Genomic DNA, 18,243 nt, shown 5'->3' with positions numbered 1-18,243 from the left:
AGCGCGTTCAGTCGTCGGTCGCTTCCCGGCCCGCCCCTCTCCCGGCGTCCGGAACCCGCAGGACCTCCTCGTCGGTGTCCGGGCCGAGCGGTTCGACGCGGACGCTGGAGACCTTGTACTCGGGGATACCGGCCTGCGGGTCGAAGGCCTCCTGCGTGAGCTTGTTCACCGCACCGGCGGCGAAGTGCATCGGAATGAACAGCGTCCCGGGGCCGACCCGCTCCGTGACCTGCACCTTCACGACGATGGCCCCACGCCGAGATTCGACCCGGACGTACTCCTCGTCCGCGATACCGAGTTCTCTCGCCGTGTCGGGGTGGACCTCCACGAAGCTCTCGCCGACGTGGCTCATCAGCCCCTCGACGCGCCGCGTGAGCTGGCCGGTGTGCCAGTGGTACAGCACCCGCCCGGTCGTGAGGGTGAGGGGGAACGCCTCGTCGGTCTCCTCCCCGGGGCGCTGGACGTCCGCCGGGACGAACTGGGCCTTGCCGTCGTCGAAGTTGAAGTTCCCCTCGTCGTAGTCGTAGAGGTAGGGCGTGCCGGGGTGGTCCTCGTCGGGGCAGGGCCACTGGAGGCCGTGCTGGTCGCCCGAGTCTAGGCGGTCGTAGGTGACCCCGCCGTAGATGGGGACGAGGCTGTTGATCTCGGCCATCACCTCGCGTGGGTGCTCGTACCCCCAGTCGTAGCCGAGGCGGCGTGCCAGTTCCTGCGTTATCTCCCAATCCTGTCTGGCCTGCCCCGGCGGGTCCGCGACCGGGCGGACGCGCTGGATGCGGCGCTCGGTGTTGGTGAAGGTCCCGTGCTTCTCGGGGGAGGTCGCGGCCGGGAGGACCACGTCGGCGTACTCCGCGGTCTCCGTCATGAAGATGTCCTGCACCACGAGGAAGGGGAGTTCCGCCAGTGCGTCGGCGGCGTGCTGGATGTCGGGCTCCGAGAGCGCCGGGTTCTCGCCGACGATGTACATCCCGTGGAGGTTGCCCTCGTGGATCTCGTCGAACATCTGCGGGACGTTCAGCCCCGGTTCGTCCGGCGGGCGCTCGCCCCACGACGTTTCGAACTTCTCGAGCACGTCGGGGTCGTCGAGGTCCTGGTAGCCCGGCAGGCAGTTCGGCAGGGTGCCCATGTCGCCACCGCCGCCCTGCACGTTGTTCTGGCCGCGGAAGGGCGAGAGCCCCGCGCCGCGCTTGCCGACCTGCCCGAGGGCCAGCGCGAGGTCGGCCAGCGCGAGCACGTTCTGTGTCCCGTGACTCGACTGCGTCATGCCCATCGCCCAGCCGAAGACGACGGTGTCGGCAGCTGCCAGCGTCTCGGCCGCGCTGGCGAGTTCCTCTGGCGGGACCTCGGTCAGTTCCTCCACCTTCTCGGGCGTGAAGGGCTGGACCTTCTCGACCACGGCCTCGACGTTCCGGGTGTTGCGCTCGATGAACGCCTCGTCGTGCAGGTCGTGCTCGAAGAGGTACCGGATGAGGCCGTTTATCCAGGCGGTGTCGTAGCCCGGCCTGACGCGGGTGAACTGGTCGGCGTGCTCGGCGATGCCGATCTTCCGCGGGTCGAACACCACGAGGTCGGCCCCGTCGCGGACGTTCTGCTTGATACGGGTCGCGAGCACCGGGTGGGACTCGGTCGTGTTCGACCCGGTGAGCAGGTACGCGTCGGCCTCGCCCACGTCCTCGTTGATGCGGTTGCTCATCGCGCCGTAGCCGACGGTCTGCTGGAGCGCGGCGACCGTCGAGGCGTGACAGAGCCGGGCGCAGTTGTCGATGTTCTTCGTCCCGAGGACCTGCCGGGCGAACTTCTGGACGAGGTAGGCCTCCTCGTTGCTGCCCTTCGAGGAGGCGAGACAGCCGACCGTGTCCACGCCATGTTCTTCCTGGATACTCGAGAGCCGGCTCGCGACGTAGTCGAGGGCCTCGTCCCACGACACGGGTTCGAGGTCCCCCTCGTCGGTCCGGACGAGTGGCTCCGTGAGCCGCTTCTCGCTGTTGGCGAACTCGTGGCCGAACTTGCCCTTCACGCAGGTCGAGAAGTCGTTCGCGGGGGCGTGTGAGGGGTCAGACACCGGGTCGACGCCGAGCACCTCGTCGTCCTTCCCGACGACCTCGAACCGGCAACCGACCGAGCAGAATCCGCAGGTCGTCTCGGCCGTCTCGAGCTGGCGCTTTCGGGCGTCGGCCAGCCACCTGGACGACTCGAACAGCATCCCCTCGGGGACCAGTCTGGCCGCGATGTTCTCGGCGGTATGCTCGCAGGTCGCCATCGCCGTCTTCGCGGCGGCGGAGACGAGGTGCCGCCCCCGGCGCCGGGCCGTCGCGACGAGCCGGGAGAGGCCGTCAGCGTCGAGTTCGTCGGCCGCGTCGTCAGCCTGCGACCCGTCGTCACCCCGCCGCCGGAACCGCCGGTTCGGCGCGGTCGTGTCGTCCAGCGTCTCCACGGCCTCGTGTTCGATGACCCGCCCGACCGAGGTTCGCTGGTCGAACCCCGGAATCGGCAGCGAGGTCACCCCACCGATGCCCTTCTCGGTCAGCGCCCCGGTCGGGCAGACGGTCGCGCAGTGGCCACAGGAGACGCAGGTCGAGTCCCCCATCGTCTCGGCGTCGGACTGGAAGCCGATGCGGGTGTCGGCGCCAGTGCCCTCGATGCGCAGGACGCCCTCGACCTGCACGTCGTTGCAGGCGTCGACACAGCGGGCGCAGAGGATGCACTTGTTCCGGTCGACCTGGATGAACGAGGAGGTGTCGTCGATTGGGTCGTACTGGTCGCGCTCGTCGAAGACGCCGTAGCGCGGGTGGTCGACGTCCTGCTCGATGGCGGTCGACTGGAGTTCGCAGCGTCCGTTCCCGTTGCAGGTCGTACACCGCAGGTTGTGCGAGGAGAGCACGAGGTCGAGGTTGACCGACCGGGCCTCCGTGGCGTCCGGGTCGTCGACCCTGACCGTCAGCCCGTTCTCGGCGGGGAACGAGCAGGCCGGGACCAGCCCGTGTTCCGCCGTCTCGACCATGCAGGTCCGGCACTCGCTCCGCGGCCCCACGTCCTCGCTGGCCTCGCTGTCGCGGTCGTAGTAGCACAGGGCCGCCACGTCGGTCCCGGCGTCGAGGCCGGTCCCGCCCTGGGTGAGGCCGTCACAGCCGCCCGCGACCGTGACGGTCTCGTCGTCGACCTGCCCCAGCGCGTCGAGAATCGTCGACCCCGGTGGGACCGTGACTTCGGTTCCCTCGACGGTCAGGGTGGTCGCCTCGTCGCCCGCCGTACCGACCGGCGGGTCGTTGGCCGTCCCCGTCTCGAACGTCTCGGTGACCGGCGTCTCGTTCTGGTGATTCGCCACGTCGGGGACGCGGGGGACTGGCTCGTCGTCGGTGGAATCGTCTGTGCTCATCGTCGTAGCCTCGTGGTGCAGGTGCCGGCCGGGCAGTGGCCCTCGGTGTGAGCCCGGAACGCGGGGGCGAACTCGTCCATCGCGGTGACGACGGGTCTGGGCGCGTGACTCCCCAGTTGGCAGTTCGCGGACCGCCGCATCACCCGGCCGAGTTCGCGTATCTTCTCGGGGTCGTACTCGCCGTCGTAGACGTCCCTGACCAGCTCGGCGAGCTGGACCGTCCCCTCGCGCCCGGGGACGCAGCGCCCGCTGTTCTCGTCGGCGGCGAACCGGGCTCGCTCCCCGGCCACGGCGACGACGCAGGTGTCCTCGGTCAGCAGTTCGACCACGCCGTCGGTCCCCAGCGAGGCGGCCGCGAGCGACGGGGCGGTCGGAGCCACGCCCAGCTCCCGGGTGAACCCGCCGAGGACGCCGCCGACGCAGGCCAGTTCGTACCTGCCGGTCAGGTCGACGGCCTCTCGGACCGCGTCGAGGCGCCCGCCGGGCGGGAGTTCGACGGTCGCGGGGGCGGCAACGTCCCCGGTCGCCGTCACGAGCCGCGTCCCGGGGTCGGCGTCGTCCGGGTCGAAGGCGTCGGGTGTGCGCATGGCCTGCCGGACCTGCGCGACCGTTCGCGGGGTGTGAATCACGGTCGGTCGGCCGTGGAGTCCGTACACCGAGGGCGGCGGTGGCTGGAGCCGGGGTTCGAGCCGGTCCGCACCCTCCATCGCCTCCAGGGCCGTCGTCGGGGCGCCGGCACGGTACAGGTCGGGCCCGACGACCACCTGCGGGACGACAGGGAGGACGTCTGCCGCGTTCTCGATTGCCTCCTGCACCTGCCTCCGGAGGGCCTCGTCAGCCTCGTTCAGGTAGACCACGAGGTCGCTCGCGCCGACGTGGTCGGCCACGGCGGCCGCCCCGTCGAGCACCGTCAGTGGGGCGCTCTCGAGGAGCAGCCGGTCGGCACGGGGACGCGAGTCGGCCTCGTGGGCGTTGACGACCACGACGGGCTTGCCGTCTGCCTTGCGGGCCTGTTGCCAGACCGCTGCGACTGGATCGTCCGAACTGGCGTCGCCACGCCCGCGCCCGAGGATGCCCACGTCGGCCACTGACCCGGCATCGCGCTCGGGTGAGACGAGGGCCACATCGGCCGGCGAGGTGGGGTCGACCCAGCCACAGGGGGCGAGCACCCGGCGAGTCCCCACGGCCAGGGGCCCCGTGTGTGGGAGCGGGAGCCCTGCCGTCTCACCGTGTTCGACCACGACGGTGGCCGTCTCGGTCGGGAGGCCGCCGGCTTCGAGCGCCTCGATGGCTCGCTCGACCGCTGCGGCCGTGGCTTCTGGGAGGAACGCGGTCCGCCCCTCGTGGGTCGCGAGCGCGAGTGGCTCCAGCCCCTCGACACCCGTCGAGCCCGTCGGGACGACCGAGACGCGCTCGGCCAGCTCGGTCGCGGTCTCGACGAGGGCCGCCCGTCGCTCGTCCGAGAGGCGCCCCGCGATTCGGAGCGTCGGTGCCCGGGCACCACCCGTGTTCTGTGTCATCTGTTAGCAAGTCGGCGGCGGGCGTGAAAAATACCGCCCCCGTCACCGGGCGGCAGTAGATTCATTGCCGCGCTGGCACTCACCTCGCACGTGTCATCGACGAACTTCGACGACTTCGACCACGAGGCGCACATGCGCGAGGCGTTCGAACTGGCCCGCGAGGCGGTCGACCGCGGCGACCGGCCCTTCGGGTCGGTGCTCGTCCGGGACGACGAGGTGGTGATGCGCGAGTCGAACCGGGTACTCACGGAGGACGACGTCCGGCGCCACCCCGAGTTGCACCTCGCACAGCGCGCCATGCGCGAACTCACCGCGGCGGAACGCGCCGAGACCGTCATGTACACCAGCACCGAACCCTGCCCGATGTGCTCGGGCGGGATGGCGTACGCCGGCTTCGGGCGCGTCGTCTACAGCGTCGGCGGCGACGACCTCGCGGACTACACCGCCGACGCCCCGGCAGTCCGGTCGGCCGAGATTCTCGACGGAACCACCGAGGTCGTCGGCCCGGTCCTGAACGAGGAAGGACGACAGCTCCACGCCGAGTTCGACTGGTGACCGGTCGAGGGTGGACCGAACACCTAACTTCCCGACTGTCGAACACGAAACCATGCCGTCCAAACCGGTATTCGAGGTCTACCGCGACAGCGCGTCCGAGTGGCGATGGCGACTCGTCGCGACGAACGGGAACATCATCGCGGACAGCGGCGAGGGGTACACGACCAAACAGGGCGCGAAACGCGGCATCGAGAGCGTCAAGCGCAGCGCGCCAGAGGCGGAGATAATCGAGGAGTAACCCGGCCTGTTCTTCGCTGTTCCGACCGCGACAGCTCGTTATCCCTTTACCTCTCGAAATCGGCCGTTTCACAGGTACTCGCCTCCAGATTCGCAATCGAGCACTCGATTGCGAAATGGAGCGGCACACACCCGGTGAACGCCGAAACCGACCGATGTGGGCTTATCTTGTGGTTTTTGAGTGGGACTCCCGTCGTCACGGATACATCTGACATGACGCGAACCGAGACGACTGGCGGGGTGTCCCTGAAGGTACTCGGGGCACTCGTCGCGGCGACCGGGTTGACACTCCCGTGGCTGGCCATCTGGTTGGTCGGCGGGGCACACGGCTTCTCGACACTGACCACGGTGGCGATCAGTGGTATCGGCATCCTCGGCGCATCGTTCCTGCTCACGTGGGGCGCAGAGACCGCCGAGAAGGACGTCCCGCGGGCGTTCGCCATCGCGGTGCTGGCGGTCCTCGCCGTCGCCCCCGAGTACGCGGTGGACGCGCTGTACGCCTGGAACGCCGGCCAGTTCGCCGGCACCGAGCGCGGTATCGAAGCGGGCAACCTCGCCGTGGCGAACATGACCGGCGCGAACCGCATCCTCATCGGCGTCGGCTGGGCCGGCATCGCCCTGTTCACCATCCTCCGGGCCGGCGCGGCGGCCGACACCGCGGTCAAGAAGCAGCGTGGCTTCCTCGCGGACGTGGTGACCCTCGACCGGGACATCGCCGTCGAGATCGCGTTCCTGCTCGCGGCGACCGCCTGGGCGTTCGCGGTCCCCCTGGGTGGCGGTATCGACATCCTCGACGTGGTCGTCCTCGTCGGGCTCTACGTTCTGTACCTTCTCGTCATCATAAGGGGTGACGTGGACGAGGCCGGCGAGGAACACGTCGGCGTGCCTGCTGCCCTCCAGCAGGTCCCGAACCCGTACCGGGCGCTCACCGTGCTGGCGCTGTTCGCCTACTCGGGCCTGCTCATCTTCGTCGCGGTCGAACCCTTCGCCCACGGCCTCGAGAAACTCGGGACCTCCGTCGGCATCCCCTCGTTCTTCATGATCCAGTGGATCGCGCCGCTAGCGTCCGAGTCGCCGGAGCTCGTTATCGTCACGTTGCTGGTCCTGAAGTCGCGGTCGACGGCTGGGTTCAACGCGCTCGTCTCCTCGAAACTGAACCAGTGGACGCTGCTCATCGGGACGCTCGCCGTGGTCCACTCCATCGCACTCGGGCAGTACGGCGCGCTGATGTTCGACCAGAAGCAGGCCGCGGAGATCTGGCTGACCGCGGCCCAGTCGTTCTTCGCCATCGCGCTCATCGTGGACTTCCGCATCTCGGTCCGCGAGGCGTGTGTCCTGTTCGTCCTCTTCGCCTCGCAGGTCGGGGCCGAGTTCCTCGCCATCCGAGGAATCATCGAGCTTCCGGTGTCGAGCTACGAGCTGTTGCTCATGTTCACGGGCCTCTACGTCGTGCTCGGGACGGCACTGTTCGTCGCGCGCCGGGACGCGGTCGCGAGGCTGGTGGGTGACGTCAGCGATACGGTCTCCGGCGCGATCTCGTCGGGTGGCCAACCACAGAGCGCGGACTGAACCGCAGCCCGAACCGCACACAGAGTCGGTGCGTTCATCCACCCGGGCCACGCCATTCGAGACGTGGCCTCGAGTCAACTGCGGCACACACTGGTCGGTTTCGTCGCGGCCGGAGTCGTCTTCGCGGTCATGTTCTGGCTGCTGGACGCGAGGGCCGTCGTGGCAGCCGCGAGCAGGGCCGACCTCGGACTCATCGGGCTCGTCGCGGCAGCGATCCTCTGCTGGAACCTCTCGTGGGGGGTCGTCTTCTGGCAGGTGCTCGGCGCCGTCGGGACCGACACCCGCCTGCCGACCGCCGTCGTCATCAACGCCGCCGGAGCGTTCGCGAACCACGTCACGCCCTTCGGGCAGGCCGGCGGCGAACCCGTGACCGCCTGGCTCGTGACCCGCCGGACCGGGACCGACTACGAGGTCAGCCTCGCCGCGGTCGCCAGTTTCGATGCCATCAACGTCGTGCCATCGCTCACGCTGGCGGTCGTCGGAGGGTTCTACTACCTGTTCACGGTCCCCGGGGTGGTCGACTTCGACGCGCTGTCGACCCTCGCGTTACTGGTCGCCGCCGCGGTCGTCGGTGCCTCTCTCGTGTGGCAGTACGGCCGGGACAACGAGGCCAGGCTGCTGGCGACCGTCGCGGCCGGCGTCAGGACTGTCGCCAGCCGGATTCCCCGGGTCAGCGTCCCCGACAGTGACGCGGTCATCGGCCGCATCCGCGGGTTCGGCGACGCGGTCGCTCGCGTCGCAGGCGACAGGCGACGGCTGGTCGCCGCGCTCTGTTTCTCGGCGCTCGGGTGGGGCCTGCAGGCCACCGGCATGTGGGTGGCGTTCCTCGCCCTCGACGCGCCGATTCCGCTCTACGTCCCGCTGTTCGTCGTGCCACTCAGCGCGTTCGGCAGCATCGTCCCGACGCCGGGTGGACTCGGTGGTGTCGAGACAATCAGCATCGCCCTGGTGACGCTCGTGACCGGGGTCTCGGCGCCCACCGTGGCTGCCGCGGTGACGATACACAGCGTCGGCGGCTACATGCTGACGACCACGGTCGGCGCAGGGGCGACGGCCGTGATCGGAGTGGGGTCGGGCCCACAGGACGATTGAGGGGCCCCGTTCCAGAAGGCTGGTATAGACCGGCTTCAGCGGACGACCGTGACCGGGACGGTCGCGCGCTCGACGATCTGCTTCGCGACGCTCCCGAGCATCGAATCCGCGCGCCCGGAGCGCCCCCGGTGGCCGACCACGATGGTGTCGAAGTCGGCGTCCTCGGCGTAGTCGGTGATGACGTGGACTGGGTCGCCGTACAGCAGTTCCGTCTCGACGCTGACGCCGAGGTCGCCTGCGAGCTCGGTCGCCCGCGAGAGGTGCTGTTCGCCCCGGTGCTCGGCGTCTTCGATCCGCTCGACGACGAGGCGTCGGTCCGCGTCCGAGAGCGTCGATATCGGCGCGCTTCCACCGGTGTCGTACACCGCCGGGTTCACCGCGTGCACGACGGTGATGGAGCCGCCCGTCGCGTCGCAGATGTCCGCGGCGTAGGTGAGTGCGTTCTCTGCAGCGTCTGACCCATCCATGGCGACGAGGAGTCTCATACTCGAACTTCGGCGAGCGAGAAGTTAAACCGGGGCCTGATGATTGCGGGCGGTGACACGCCGTCGCACTGTCGACCCGGCCGGGGCTGCTGGTCCACCACCCTCACGTAGAACTCGGTAATATAAACTGTTATTACGTTTTACATACTTTCTTCAGACACTTCTAATATACAGACTCTCGATGAGTGGCGGGTGAAAGAGTAGGGGTCCTCTAGAAATGGTTTTCAGGAAATTAGTACATAGTTTATTACTGGCCGGCTTCCACCTCGACGACGGGATAGAACCCGAGGAATGTGAGCCTATGCCGCGGTGTGTTACGCCAATATGTGTGTAACAGCACGCGCTACGGCGTCACAAACACCCCGGGAATTCGAGTGTGTCCAAGCAGATTGGATTGACCGTGGATGGTCGTTATGGCTCTCTCACGTCGAATTATCGAGGTGAAAGTCGATGAATAGAAACCATCTGCCTCTGGGCCTGTACCCGGTTCCAGCCGCGAAGGCGACAAATCGTATCAGGTCTTGGACTGATTGTCCCGCCGGAGCTCTTCAGATGGCGGCTCATCGGATTCATTTTTGAAGTAACGCCCGAGAATATACGCTTCTCCCAACGTTCGTCACTATCCAAGGAGCTTGGACAATTCCGGTCCGGTATCCGGCTCGCCAGACCGGAGAACCAGCACACGGCAGCGGGACAGACGACCTGTCTGCCCGGAACAGTTATTATTGATTACCCGGTACATAGCGTACAGCAGCGATGCCCTGTAATGCACAGCGGAACGCCCAGCCCTGGGAACGGGCAGCAGAAGCACTCGCAGAGTACCCGCCGAGCGTCAAGTTCGTCGCGAAGGTACTCGACGTGGAGGGGGAGCTCAGTCAACAGCGGCTCGTCGAAGAGACGCTCTTGCCGGTCCGGACGGTCCGGTACGCGGTCAACACCCTCGAACAGGACGGTCATCTCGAATCTCGCCACTGCTTCCGGGACGCACGGAAGCGACTCTACTCGCTCGACCTCGACTGATCCGGCGGCTCTCTGCCGTCGCGGGCGGTGCCGGGAAGACTAAACCACCACACGCCGTTGGGTCCGGTATGGAACCGGACGACCGGCCGAACCGAACGGTCACGACGACCGAATCCTCTATCCGTATCCTCGAGTCGCTCAAGGAGCGCCCCGGTCAGACGCTCGCCGACCTGACCGAGAACCTCGACATCGCGCGCAGTACCATCCACCGGCACCTGCTGACGCTGGAGGCGAACGACCTCGTCGTCCGCGACGAGGAACGAGGCACCTTCTCGCTCGGCCTGCGCTTCCTGGACTTCGGGCACCGCGCCCGCGAACACGTCGGGTTCTTCGAGGTCGGCCGGGAGTACGTCGACCGGCTCGCCGAGGAGACCGGCGAGAAGGTCTGGCTCATCGCCAAGGAGGGCGACTTCAGCGTCCACCTGTACAAGGCCCACGGGGAGAACCCGCTGGAGACGTCCGCGAAGGTCGGCCAGCGCCGGAACCTCCACCAGCTCGCCGCCGGGAAGGCCATCCTCGCGTCCCTTCCCGAGGACGAACTCGAGGCCATCCTCGACCGGCGTGGCCTCTCCGAGACCACGGAGAATACCATCACCACGCCCGAGGACCTGCGCGAGGAACTGGCGACCATCCGCGACCGCGGCTACGCGTTCAACATCGGCGAGTCCATCACCGGCCTGAACGCCATCGGCGCCCCGATCCGCGACGAGGACGGCTACCCCATCGGCGCCATCAGCATCTCGGGGCCGGCGAACCGGGTCAAGGGGGACCTGCTGAAGGAGGAACTGCCGGACAAGCTACTGGCCGCCCTCGACGAGATCCACATCAGGCTCCGCTACTCGGAATCCGAGTGAGGGACGCGGCCGGGCCCCACCTGCTGACTGGAACGACGATGCAGCGACGCCATCTTGTGAGTTCCAGATGATTTATGCCGCCGGTCGTCGAAATCATGCCCGTATGTACAAGCACGTTGCCCTGCTCGTCCGCCAGGACGACCTGACGCACGAGGAGTTCATGGACTACTGGCGAAACGAGCACTCGCCGCTGGCGAAGGACATCGAGGGCGTCGTTCGCTACCAGACGGTGTACCCGACGGACCCGGAGAACGCCGAGTTCGACGGAATCGCGGAGCTGTACTTCGAGACACTGGACGACCTGCACGAGGCCCTGGGCAGCGAGGGGTCGCGTGACTACGACCCGACGCGCGAGGTCGCCGCCAAGGCCCGCGAGGACGTGAACAACTTCCTCGCGGTCGACGAGCGTCCCCGCTTCATCGGCGAGGAGAAGGTCTGGAAGGACGAGGTCGACGGCGACACGGAGGGCCTGTACAAGCACTCGGCCTTCCTCGTCCGAAAGGATGGGATGACCCACGAGGAGTTCCGAGACTACTGGGAGAACAACCACTCGCCGCTGGCGAAGGACATCGAGGGCGTCGTCCGCTACCAGACCGTCTATCCGACGGACCCGGAGAACGCCGAGTTCGACGGGGTGGCCGAACTCTACTTCGAGACGCTGGACGACCTGCACGAGGCGCTCGGCAGCGAGGGGTCGCGTGACTACGACCCGACGCGCGAGGTCGCCGCCAAGGCCCGCGAGGACGTGAACAACTTCCTCGCCGTGAACGAGCGCCCGCGGTTCATCGGGCAGGAGACCCTCTGGAAGAACGAGATCGCCGACCACGATGGCTACTGACACCACCCGGTCGGAGTACGAGACGCAGGTCCGGGAGGCCTACCCGGAACTCGAGCGCATCGAGAGCGACGAGTTGCGCGAGCAGGTCGTCGAGGCGTGGTGTCTCGGGCTCGAACGCGGCGGCTGGCAGGACATCGCGGACATCCCCTACGCCTGGAACATCCACGAGGTGACCAACGTCGAGCACGTCCGCGGCGTCACGAAGATCGCCCTGGAGTCCGCCGAGGTCCAGCGCGACTTCCACGGCGCGGACCCCGACATCGACACCATCGTCGCGGCCTGCCTGCTCCACGACGTGGGCAAGTGCTACGAGTACGTGGACTTCGTCGACGCCGAACTCCTCGGAGAGCCCGACCGCGAGCACTACGCCAGCGAGGAGATTCCCCACTCGATCTCCGGCTACGCGCTCGCCCACGAGGTCGGCGTTCCGCTGGACGTCCAGCGCGCGATTCCGCACTTCCTCGGCGAGGTCCCGACCAGAACGCTCGAGGCCGAGCTGGTCAAGAGCGCGAACTCGGCCTCCTCGAACGCCATCACCCAGTCCGCGATGGGCATCACGCTCAAGGAGTGGGTGGACGAGTACAGCCAGACGCAGAACTAGCAGAAACCTCTTTTCGGCCGCCTAGAGCGGTTCGAGGCCGTTCTCCTCGCGTAGCACGTCGATGTACTTGCGGAAGCCGGATTCGAGGTCGTACTGCACCTCGTACCCGGTGTCCTCCTGGAACGCGGTCATGTCGAGGCGCTGGGTCCAGGGGAGTTCACCCTCGTCGGAGACCGTGAGGTCGGCGTCCGGGACGATGCTCTCGACGGTCTCGGCAGCCTCGCGGATGGTCGCGAGTTCGCCGCGCACGTTGTAGATACGCTGGGAGAGGTCGTCCTCGGGCGTGAAGGCCGCGAGGCGGAACGCCTGGGCGATGTCCTCGACGTGCTGCCAGTCGATCTCCTGGTCGCCGTACTCCACCGAGAAGGACTCCCCGAGCGCGGGCTTCTCGACGATGTTCGCGAGGAACGCGCTCCCGCCCGTCTCGCGGTAGGGGCCGTAGGCGACCGTGGGACGGATGGCCACGTGGTCGACGCCGTACTCCTCGTTGTACACCCGCGCCTGGTGTTCGTTGTACTCCTTGGTCGCGCCGTAGAGCGTGTCGGCGTAGACGAGGTCGTCCTCGGTGACCCACCAGTCGGAGCCGTCGTCGTAGTTCGAGGGTGGGGCGTAGACCGCGGCGGAGGACGCCCAGGCGACGCGCTCGACCTGGTCGTCGAGGGTGCGCGCGGCCTCGAAGATGTTGCTCGTCCCCTCGACGTTGACCTTCAGGGCGGCGCGTGGGTTGGATTCGGCCGTGTTCGTGAGCAGTGCGGCGAGGTGGACGATACGGCTCGCGCCAGTCTCGGCGACCGCGTTGACCACGTCGGTCGGGTCGGTCACGTCCCCCCGGCGGATCTCGACGTCGTCCGCGATGTCGAGCTTCGACAGGATGCGGTCGTCGGTCGAGAGGTCGTAGGCGACCACGTCGTGGCCGTGGTCGACGAACTCCTTCGATACGTACGAGCCGATGAAGCCGGTGCCACCGGTAACGAGTACCGTCTCGGTGTCTGCCATCTTCTCGTACGACGCGCGATTTCGGCAAAAGCGTTGTGCTGCCTGCGGTTCCTGCAGTTATCGGAGAGCGCCCCGGCAGCGCTACTCGTGCAGACCGCCGACCTCGGCGTAGAAGGAGGACTGCAGCGTCTCGACCATGTCGGGTTCGCGGTCGATACGCACGTCGAGGACGGTCGGTACGTCCGACGCCTTCGCTTCGGCGAGCCGGTCGTCGAGGTCGGCCGGGTCGGTCACGCGGATGCCCTCTGCGCCGAAGCCCTCGACGACGGTGGCGAAGTCGGTGTCGTGGAACTCCACGCCGGGGATGGAGTCGTCCATCTGGCGGACCATGCCCAGAGACGTGTCGTTGAGCACGACGAACGTCGGCGCGACGCCGTACTCGACCGCGGTCTCGACCGAGGTCATCGTCATGGTGAATCCGCCGTCGCCCGCCACCCCGATGACGTCCTTGTCGGTCGTGATGGCCGCGGAGACGGCGGCCGGGGTCGCCCAGCCCATGCCGCCGACGCCGCCGGAGCCGAAGTAGGTCCGGACCGCCGGGGTCTGGAGGTAGTTCAGCAACCAGAAGCGGTTGTTCCCCGAGTCGGCGGTGACGATGGTGTCCTCGTCGACCACGTCGGAGATGGCCTGCACGGCGCGCTGGGGGAGGATGGGCGACTGGTCCGAGTCGCACTCGGGCACGTGGAAGTCCTCGCGTGCCTCGGCAGCACGGTCCAGCGCCCAGCCGTTCTCGCCGGCACCGGCCGTCACCAGTGCGGCCAGCGACTCCCCGGCGTCGCCGATGAGACCCACGTCGGCGGGGTAGACCCAGCCGGCGTTGCGGGTGTCGATGTCGGCGTGGACGATGGTCTGCTCGTCGGGGCGGATGAAGGATTCCGCCTGCCAGTTGGTGTCCATCGGGTTCATCCGGCAGCCGACGACGAGGAGGGTATCGGCCTCGGAGACGACCTGGTTCGCGCCCTCGTGGCCGAACGAGCCGATGACGCCGGCGGCACGCTCGTGGGTCTCCGGAATCGTGGACTTCCCGAGGTAGGAGGTGGCGACGACCGCGTCGTAGGCCTCCGCGACGGCCTGCAGTTCGTCGTAGCATTGCGAGACGTGGACCCCGTTCCCGGCGACGATGACGGGTCGCTCCGCGTTGGAGAGCGCCTCGGCGGCGGCCGCAACGTCACGGTCGGTCGGACTCGACTCCCAGTTCTTCGTCTGGCGGTCCGGCGACCAGACCGGGGGCACGTCGCCCTCGGGGACCTCGCTGGTGACGGCGTCGCCGTCGAGGATGACCGCGGTCGGCCCTGGGCGGCCCGCAGTGGCGTGCTTGAACGAGAGCTGGAGGCTGCGAAGTGTCTCGTTCGCGGTGCGCGGGAACCACCACTCCTTGGTGATGCCGTCGAGGATCTTCGGGAGGGAGAAGCCGCCGTAGTCGCCCCGGGCCTGCTGGTAGGGGGCGAGTGTGGAGTAGTCGCCACGCTCGGAGGCCTCGGTGATGGCGACCATGGGCGAGGAGCCGAGCCGCGCCTCCATCTGGCCGATGGCGCCGAGGCTGCCGATCCACGGGCCCTGGCCGGTGAGGACACCGGGCTGCTGGTGGTAGCGGCCGTACATCTCGGCCATGACGCTCGCCTCGCGCTCGTCGCGCGGGCGGACGACCTCGATGTCCGAGTGGGCGAGTTCCTCCAGTAGCTCGATTGCCCGGCCACCGGGGTAGCCGAACAGGTACTCGACGTCCATGTCCTCAAGGGTCCGAACGATCTGGGTGCTTACCGTAGTCATGTGTAGGGGTGTGCTCGATGCCGGCACACGTGGGGTCGCGGTCGGCCGCAGCGCTGCACAGTGAGCGCCACTGTCGCGTCGCATGGCCTCGACTGCTCCGTCGTGCTGGACCCGCCCGTGTGCGCGGTAGTACTCGCTCCTTCCGCGGGACGTGTCTTTGTTCTACCGGTGCATCCAAGCGATACCGGTTATCGAAGGGGATAGAGCGCCGTCCCGAGCCACCGTCGAACCGCGGTTCGACCGTCCATAGCCCCTGTTCCGACCTCCCTAGCGGTTTGGGAACGGCAGTCACACAACTATTATCACTTGCCCTCGTGTTTATTCGTGTATGGCAACCGCCAGTACCGAAGCAGTCCGCGACGCCATCCAGACACGCAGCCGCCTGGGTGCCAATTTTGGCGTGTTCGACTGCTTTACACCGAAACTGGCGGTCAGCGCCCGTTCCCGTTCGGTCCGTGAGACCACCGACGACCTGCCCACTGTCGGCGGGTCGTCCTCAGGAAGTGTCACGTACCGACCGTGACGCGGGACCTACGCCCCAGGGGACACCGGGACCGATGAGCCCAGCTACCCACCCAGAGCCGCCGCGATGGCCGGTGTGGTCGGCCATCCGTCCGCCCGCCAGCGGGGAGTACAGCACTGCGACCGACACCCCAGACAGCGACAGCGACAGAGCACCATGAGCACCCAACACGAAGCCGAATCCGAAACGCAGCAACACCCGATAGCACAGCAATCCGACGACGACGAACTCGTCCAGGTACTCGACGCGGAGGGTCGCGTCCTCCCCAACGCGGAGGTCCCCGACCTCTCCGAGGAGGAACTCCTCTCGATGTACCGCGACATCAAGCTCGCGCGCCGCTACGACCAGCGCGCCATCAGTTTCCAGCGGCAGGGTCGCATCGCGACCTACGCGCCGATGACGGGCCAGGAGGGCTCGCAGGTGGCGACGAGCTATGCCTTGGACGAGCAGGACTGGCTGTTCCCGACGTACCGCGACCACGCCGCGAAGTACGTCCACGGGATGGAGCTGTACTCCCTGCTCTCGCCCCTGCAGGGCCACCGCGAAGGGTACTCGATTCCGGATGACGTGAACGTGCTCCCGGAGTACATCCCCATCGCCACGCAGATCCCGCAGGCCATGGGCATGGCGTGGGGCTACCAGCTCCAGGGCGAGACCGACCGTGCCTGCCTGTGTCACTTCGGCGACGGTGCGACCTCGGAGGGGGACTTCCACGAGGGCCTGAACTTCGCGGGCGTCTTCGACGCCCCCGCGGTGTTCGTCTGTAACAACAACCAGTGGGCCATCTCGGTCCCGCGCGAGAAGCAGACCGCCAGCGAGACCATCGCCCAGAAGGCCGACGGGTACGGCATCGAGGGCGTCCGAGTAGATGGGATGGACCCGCTGGCCGTCTACCAGGTGACCCGCGAGGCCATCCTGAAGGCGAAGAACCCCGGCCCCGACGAGTCCCGGCCGACGCTCATCGAGTCCGTCCAGTACCGCTACGGCGCACATACGACGGCCGACGACCCGAGCGTCTACCGCGACGGCGACGAGGCCGAGCGCTGGCGCGACTGGGACCCCGTCGACCGGCTGGAGGGCTACCTGCGTCGCGAGGATATCCTCGACGACGAGCTGGCGGCCGAGATAGACGAGGACATCGAGGCGGAGATCCAGGAGGCGATCCAGCGCGCCACGCAGACCTCCTCCGACCCGGAGGACATCGTCGACCACGTCTACGAGGAGAAGACGCCACAGCTGGAGCAACAGCTGGAGGAGCTGAACGAGTTGCGCGAGAAGTACGGCGACGACGCGCTCGTGGAGATGGGTGAGTGAGCATGAGTCAGGCCACCCACTCCGACGAGTCCGCACAGGAGACCGAGTCGATGACCCTGGTCGAGGGCGTCCGCGACGCGCTCCACCACGAGATGGCGCGCGACGAGAAGGTGATGGTCCTCGGCGAGGACGTCGGCAAGAACGGGGGCGTGTTCCGTGCGACCGAGGGGCTGTACGAGGAGTTCGGCGAGGAGCGCGTGGTCGACACGCCGCTGGCCGAGTCCGGCATCGTCGGTTCCGGTATCGGGCTCGCCCTGAGCGGGATGAAGCCGGTGGCCGAGATGCAGTTCATGGGGTTCATGTACCCCGCGTTCGACCAGCTGGTCAGTCACGCCTCGCGCATCCGGAGCCGGACCGAGGGCAAGCACAACTGCCAGATGGTGGTTCGCGCACCCTACGGCGGCGGCATCCGCGCCCCGGAGCACCACTCCGAGTCCAAGGAGGCGTTCTTCGTCCACGAGCCCGGGCTGAAGGTCGTCACGCCGAGCACGCCCTACGACGCGAAGGGCCTGCTGCTGGCCTCTATCCGCGACCCCGACCCGGTCATCTTCCTCGAGCCGAAGCTCATCTACCGCGCCTTCCGGCAGGACGTGCCCACGGGCGACTACGAGGTGTCCCTCGGCGAGGCCGCGGTCCGCCGCGAGGGGTCGGACATCTCGGTGTACACCTGGGGCGCGATGACCCGACCGACGATGGTCGCCGCGGAGGAACTCTCCGAGGACGGCATCGAGGTCGAGGTCGTCGACCTGCGGACGCTCTCCCCGCTCGACATCGACACCATCGCGGAGTCGTTCAAGAAGACGGGCCGCGCCGCGGTCGTCCACGAGGCCCCGAAGACCGGCGGGGTCGGCGCGGAGATCACCTCCATCATCCAGGAGGAGGCGCTGCTCTACCAGGAGGCGCCGGTCAAGCGCATCTCCGGCATGGACGCGCCGATGCCCCTGCACGCGCTGGAGGACTACTACCTCCCGCAGGCACTCAGCATCAAGGAGGGTATCCTCGAGGCCGTCGAGTTCTGAGGCTGGTGACGTCGCTGTCTGGCTGCGGCGGTTCTGGTTCGGTCGTGGTTCCTCGGTGATGATATTATTCTGATAGTCGTTGCGAGAGTGGCATCGACGAATTGTATTGATTATTATGGGCACGTCTATCGACCACCGATGTCAGGGGGTCCTTGTTTCTTCGAATCGCCAGGGGGTGACGACGAATATCCTATCGACTGGCGATAGAAGCCGATTTGAGGCCGTTTGCCACGTATCCCGATTCGGTCGAGCCCAGATCGGTTACTGGACTTTCTCCTGAGAGGATATACTGTAACTATGGCTTTCTGAACGACATCTGTGGGGGTTCTCGTGTTTCAGAATCCGAACTGCTCCGTTTCCACCCTCGAGGCTATGAAACCGGATTTCTGCCAAGCAGTATTGCATCAAACAAGAAATACGACTATCGCATTGTCGTTGCCCGTTCGAACTAGTATTACATATCTTACCTATAATTGT

The 18,243-nt window shown here is 67.3% G+C and carries 16 protein-coding genes; 11 read left to right on the top strand and 5 right to left on the bottom strand.

The window, feature by feature from the left end:
* Positions 1 to 7: 7 nt before the first annotated feature.
* Positions 8 to 3,373, bottom strand: a complete 3,366-nt coding sequence (gene fdhF / locus NOV86_RS19270) for a formate dehydrogenase subunit alpha (protein WP_267643442.1) — start codon at positions 3,371 to 3,373, stop codon at positions 8 to 10.
* Entirely contained in the window at positions 3,370 to 4,893 is a 1,524-nt protein-coding gene (locus NOV86_RS19265) for an NADH-ubiquinone oxidoreductase-F iron-sulfur binding region domain-containing protein (protein WP_267643441.1), read from the bottom strand. The genes fdhF and NOV86_RS19265 overlap by 4 nt, the downstream gene beginning before the upstream one ends.
* A gap of 90 nt (positions 4,894 to 4,983) precedes the next feature.
* On the opposite strand from NOV86_RS19265, the gene NOV86_RS19260 reads away from it, so the two are divergent.
* From NOV86_RS19260 to NOV86_RS19245, 4 genes are all read left to right on the top strand, one after another.
* Entirely contained in the window at positions 4,984 to 5,448 is a 465-nt protein-coding gene (locus NOV86_RS19260) for a nucleoside deaminase (protein ID WP_267643440.1), read from the top strand.
* A gap of 52 nt (positions 5,449 to 5,500) precedes the next feature.
* Entirely contained in the window at positions 5,501 to 5,686 is a 186-nt protein-coding gene (locus NOV86_RS19255; RefSeq protein WP_267643438.1) for an HVO_2922 family protein, read from the top strand.
* A gap of 212 nt (positions 5,687 to 5,898) precedes the next feature.
* A complete protein-coding gene (locus NOV86_RS19250) occupies positions 5,899 to 7,254 on the top strand; it encodes a sodium/calcium exchanger protein (RefSeq protein ID WP_267643436.1) in 1,356 nt (451 codons plus the stop codon).
* A gap of 63 nt (positions 7,255 to 7,317) precedes the next feature.
* Positions 7,318 to 8,346 carry a lysylphosphatidylglycerol synthase transmembrane domain-containing protein gene (locus NOV86_RS19245; RefSeq protein WP_267643434.1) on the top strand — a complete coding sequence of 343 codons (1,029 nt, stop codon included), beginning with the start codon at positions 7,318 to 7,320 and terminating at the stop codon, positions 8,344 to 8,346.
* A 35-nt stretch (positions 8,347 to 8,381) separates the two neighbouring features.
* Here NOV86_RS19245 and NOV86_RS19240 read toward each other — a convergent pair whose 3' ends face one another.
* On the bottom strand, positions 8,382 to 8,831 hold the full coding sequence (locus tag NOV86_RS19240) for a universal stress protein (RefSeq protein WP_267643433.1): 450 nt from the start codon (positions 8,829 to 8,831) through the stop codon (positions 8,382 to 8,384).
* 756 nt (positions 8,832 to 9,587) lie between these two features.
* Between NOV86_RS19240 and NOV86_RS19235 the strand changes: the two genes are divergently transcribed.
* The 4 genes from NOV86_RS19235 to NOV86_RS19220 all read left to right on the top strand — a co-directional run bounded on the left by NOV86_RS19235 (position 9,588) and on the right by NOV86_RS19220 (position 12,144).
* Positions 9,588 to 9,851 carry a winged helix DNA-binding protein gene (locus NOV86_RS19235; protein WP_267643432.1) on the top strand — a complete coding sequence of 88 codons (264 nt, stop codon included), beginning with the start codon at positions 9,588 to 9,590 and terminating at the stop codon, positions 9,849 to 9,851.
* A 68-nt stretch (positions 9,852 to 9,919) separates the two neighbouring features.
* Positions 9,920 to 10,705 carry an IclR family transcriptional regulator gene (locus NOV86_RS19230; protein ID WP_267643431.1) on the top strand — a complete coding sequence of 262 codons (786 nt, stop codon included), beginning with the start codon at positions 9,920 to 9,922 and terminating at the stop codon, positions 10,703 to 10,705.
* A gap of 103 nt (positions 10,706 to 10,808) precedes the next feature.
* Complete coding sequence (locus NOV86_RS19225) at positions 10,809 to 11,543, top strand: EthD domain-containing protein (protein WP_267643430.1); 735 nt, start codon at positions 10,809 to 10,811, stop codon at positions 11,541 to 11,543.
* Positions 11,533 to 12,144 carry an HD domain-containing protein gene (locus NOV86_RS19220; RefSeq protein ID WP_267643429.1) on the top strand — a complete coding sequence of 204 codons (612 nt, stop codon included), beginning with the start codon at positions 11,533 to 11,535 and terminating at the stop codon, positions 12,142 to 12,144. The genes NOV86_RS19225 and NOV86_RS19220 overlap by 11 nt, the downstream gene beginning before the upstream one ends.
* 21 nt (positions 12,145 to 12,165) lie before the next feature.
* On the opposite strand, the gene NOV86_RS19215 is transcribed toward NOV86_RS19220, so the two are convergent.
* Positions 12,166 to 13,140: an NAD-dependent epimerase/dehydratase family protein gene (locus tag NOV86_RS19215; RefSeq protein WP_267643428.1), complete on the bottom strand. Its 975-nt coding sequence runs from the start codon at positions 13,138 to 13,140 to the stop codon at positions 12,166 to 12,168.
* Between the two features lie 81 nt (positions 13,141 to 13,221).
* On the bottom strand, positions 13,222 to 14,910 hold the full coding sequence (locus tag NOV86_RS19210; RefSeq protein ID WP_267643427.1) for a thiamine pyrophosphate-binding protein: 1,689 nt from the start codon (positions 14,908 to 14,910) through the stop codon (positions 13,222 to 13,224).
* A gap of 328 nt (positions 14,911 to 15,238) precedes the next feature.
* Between NOV86_RS19210 and NOV86_RS19205 the strand changes: the two genes are divergently transcribed.
* From NOV86_RS19205 to NOV86_RS19195, 3 genes are all read left to right on the top strand, one after another.
* Positions 15,239 to 15,433, top strand: a complete 195-nt coding sequence (locus NOV86_RS19205; protein ID WP_267643426.1) for a hypothetical protein — start codon at positions 15,239 to 15,241, stop codon at positions 15,431 to 15,433.
* A 156-nt stretch (positions 15,434 to 15,589) separates the two neighbouring features.
* On the top strand, positions 15,590 to 16,747 hold the full coding sequence (gene pdhA, locus NOV86_RS19200; RefSeq protein ID WP_267643425.1) for a pyruvate dehydrogenase (acetyl-transferring) E1 component subunit alpha: 1,158 nt from the start codon (positions 15,590 to 15,592) through the stop codon (positions 16,745 to 16,747).
* A gap of 2 nt (positions 16,748 to 16,749) precedes the next feature.
* The gene (locus tag NOV86_RS19195) at positions 16,750 to 17,766 is read left to right on the top strand and encodes an alpha-ketoacid dehydrogenase subunit beta (RefSeq protein ID WP_267643424.1); all 1,017 of its coding nucleotides are present in this window, start codon (positions 16,750 to 16,752) and stop codon (positions 17,764 to 17,766) included.
* The last annotated feature ends 477 nt before the right edge of the window (positions 17,767 to 18,243 follow it).

This window comes from Haloarchaeobius amylolyticus, from assembly GCF_026616195.1.
Classification (GTDB): domain Archaea; phylum Halobacteriota; class Halobacteria; order Halobacteriales; family Natrialbaceae; genus Haloarchaeobius; species Haloarchaeobius amylolyticus.
The sequence above is the reverse complement of the archived record's forward strand: the minus strand, read 5'-3'. Positions and strand labels throughout refer to the sequence as shown.

What these genes read in the sequence shown, in the direction of transcription:
- fdhF (WP_267643442.1), bottom strand. Translation starts at nt 3,373, where the DNA reads ATGAGCACAGACGATTCCACCGACGACGAGCCAGTCCCCCGCGTCCCC.
- NOV86_RS19265 (WP_267643441.1), bottom strand. Translation starts at nt 4,893, where the DNA reads ATGACACAGAACACGGGTGGTGCCCGGGCACCGACGCTCCGAATCGCG.
- NOV86_RS19255 (WP_267643438.1), top strand. Translation starts at nt 5,501, where the DNA reads ATGCCGTCCAAACCGGTATTCGAGGTCTACCGCGACAGCGCGTCCGAG.
- NOV86_RS19250 (WP_267643436.1), top strand. Translation starts at nt 5,899, where the DNA reads ATGACGCGAACCGAGACGACTGGCGGGGTGTCCCTGAAGGTACTCGGG.
- NOV86_RS19240 (WP_267643433.1), bottom strand. Translation starts at nt 8,831, where the DNA reads ATGAGACTCCTCGTCGCCATGGATGGGTCAGACGCTGCAGAGAACGCA.
- NOV86_RS19235 (WP_267643432.1), top strand. Translation starts at nt 9,588, where the DNA reads ATGCCCTGTAATGCACAGCGGAACGCCCAGCCCTGGGAACGGGCAGCA.
- NOV86_RS19230 (WP_267643431.1), top strand. Translation starts at nt 9,920, where the DNA reads ATGGAACCGGACGACCGGCCGAACCGAACGGTCACGACGACCGAATCC.
- NOV86_RS19225 (WP_267643430.1), top strand. Translation starts at nt 10,809, where the DNA reads ATGTACAAGCACGTTGCCCTGCTCGTCCGCCAGGACGACCTGACGCAC.
- NOV86_RS19220 (WP_267643429.1), top strand. Translation starts at nt 11,533, where the DNA reads ATGGCTACTGACACCACCCGGTCGGAGTACGAGACGCAGGTCCGGGAG.
- NOV86_RS19215 (WP_267643428.1), bottom strand. Translation starts at nt 13,140, where the DNA reads ATGGCAGACACCGAGACGGTACTCGTTACCGGTGGCACCGGCTTCATC.
- NOV86_RS19210 (WP_267643427.1), bottom strand. Translation starts at nt 14,910, where the DNA reads ATGACTACGGTAAGCACCCAGATCGTTCGGACCCTTGAGGACATGGAC.
- NOV86_RS19205 (WP_267643426.1), top strand. Translation starts at nt 15,239, where the DNA reads ATGGCAACCGCCAGTACCGAAGCAGTCCGCGACGCCATCCAGACACGC.
- pdhA (WP_267643425.1), top strand. Translation starts at nt 15,590, where the DNA reads ATGAGCACCCAACACGAAGCCGAATCCGAAACGCAGCAACACCCGATA.
- NOV86_RS19195 (WP_267643424.1), top strand. Translation starts at nt 16,750, where the DNA reads ATGAGTCAGGCCACCCACTCCGACGAGTCCGCACAGGAGACCGAGTCG.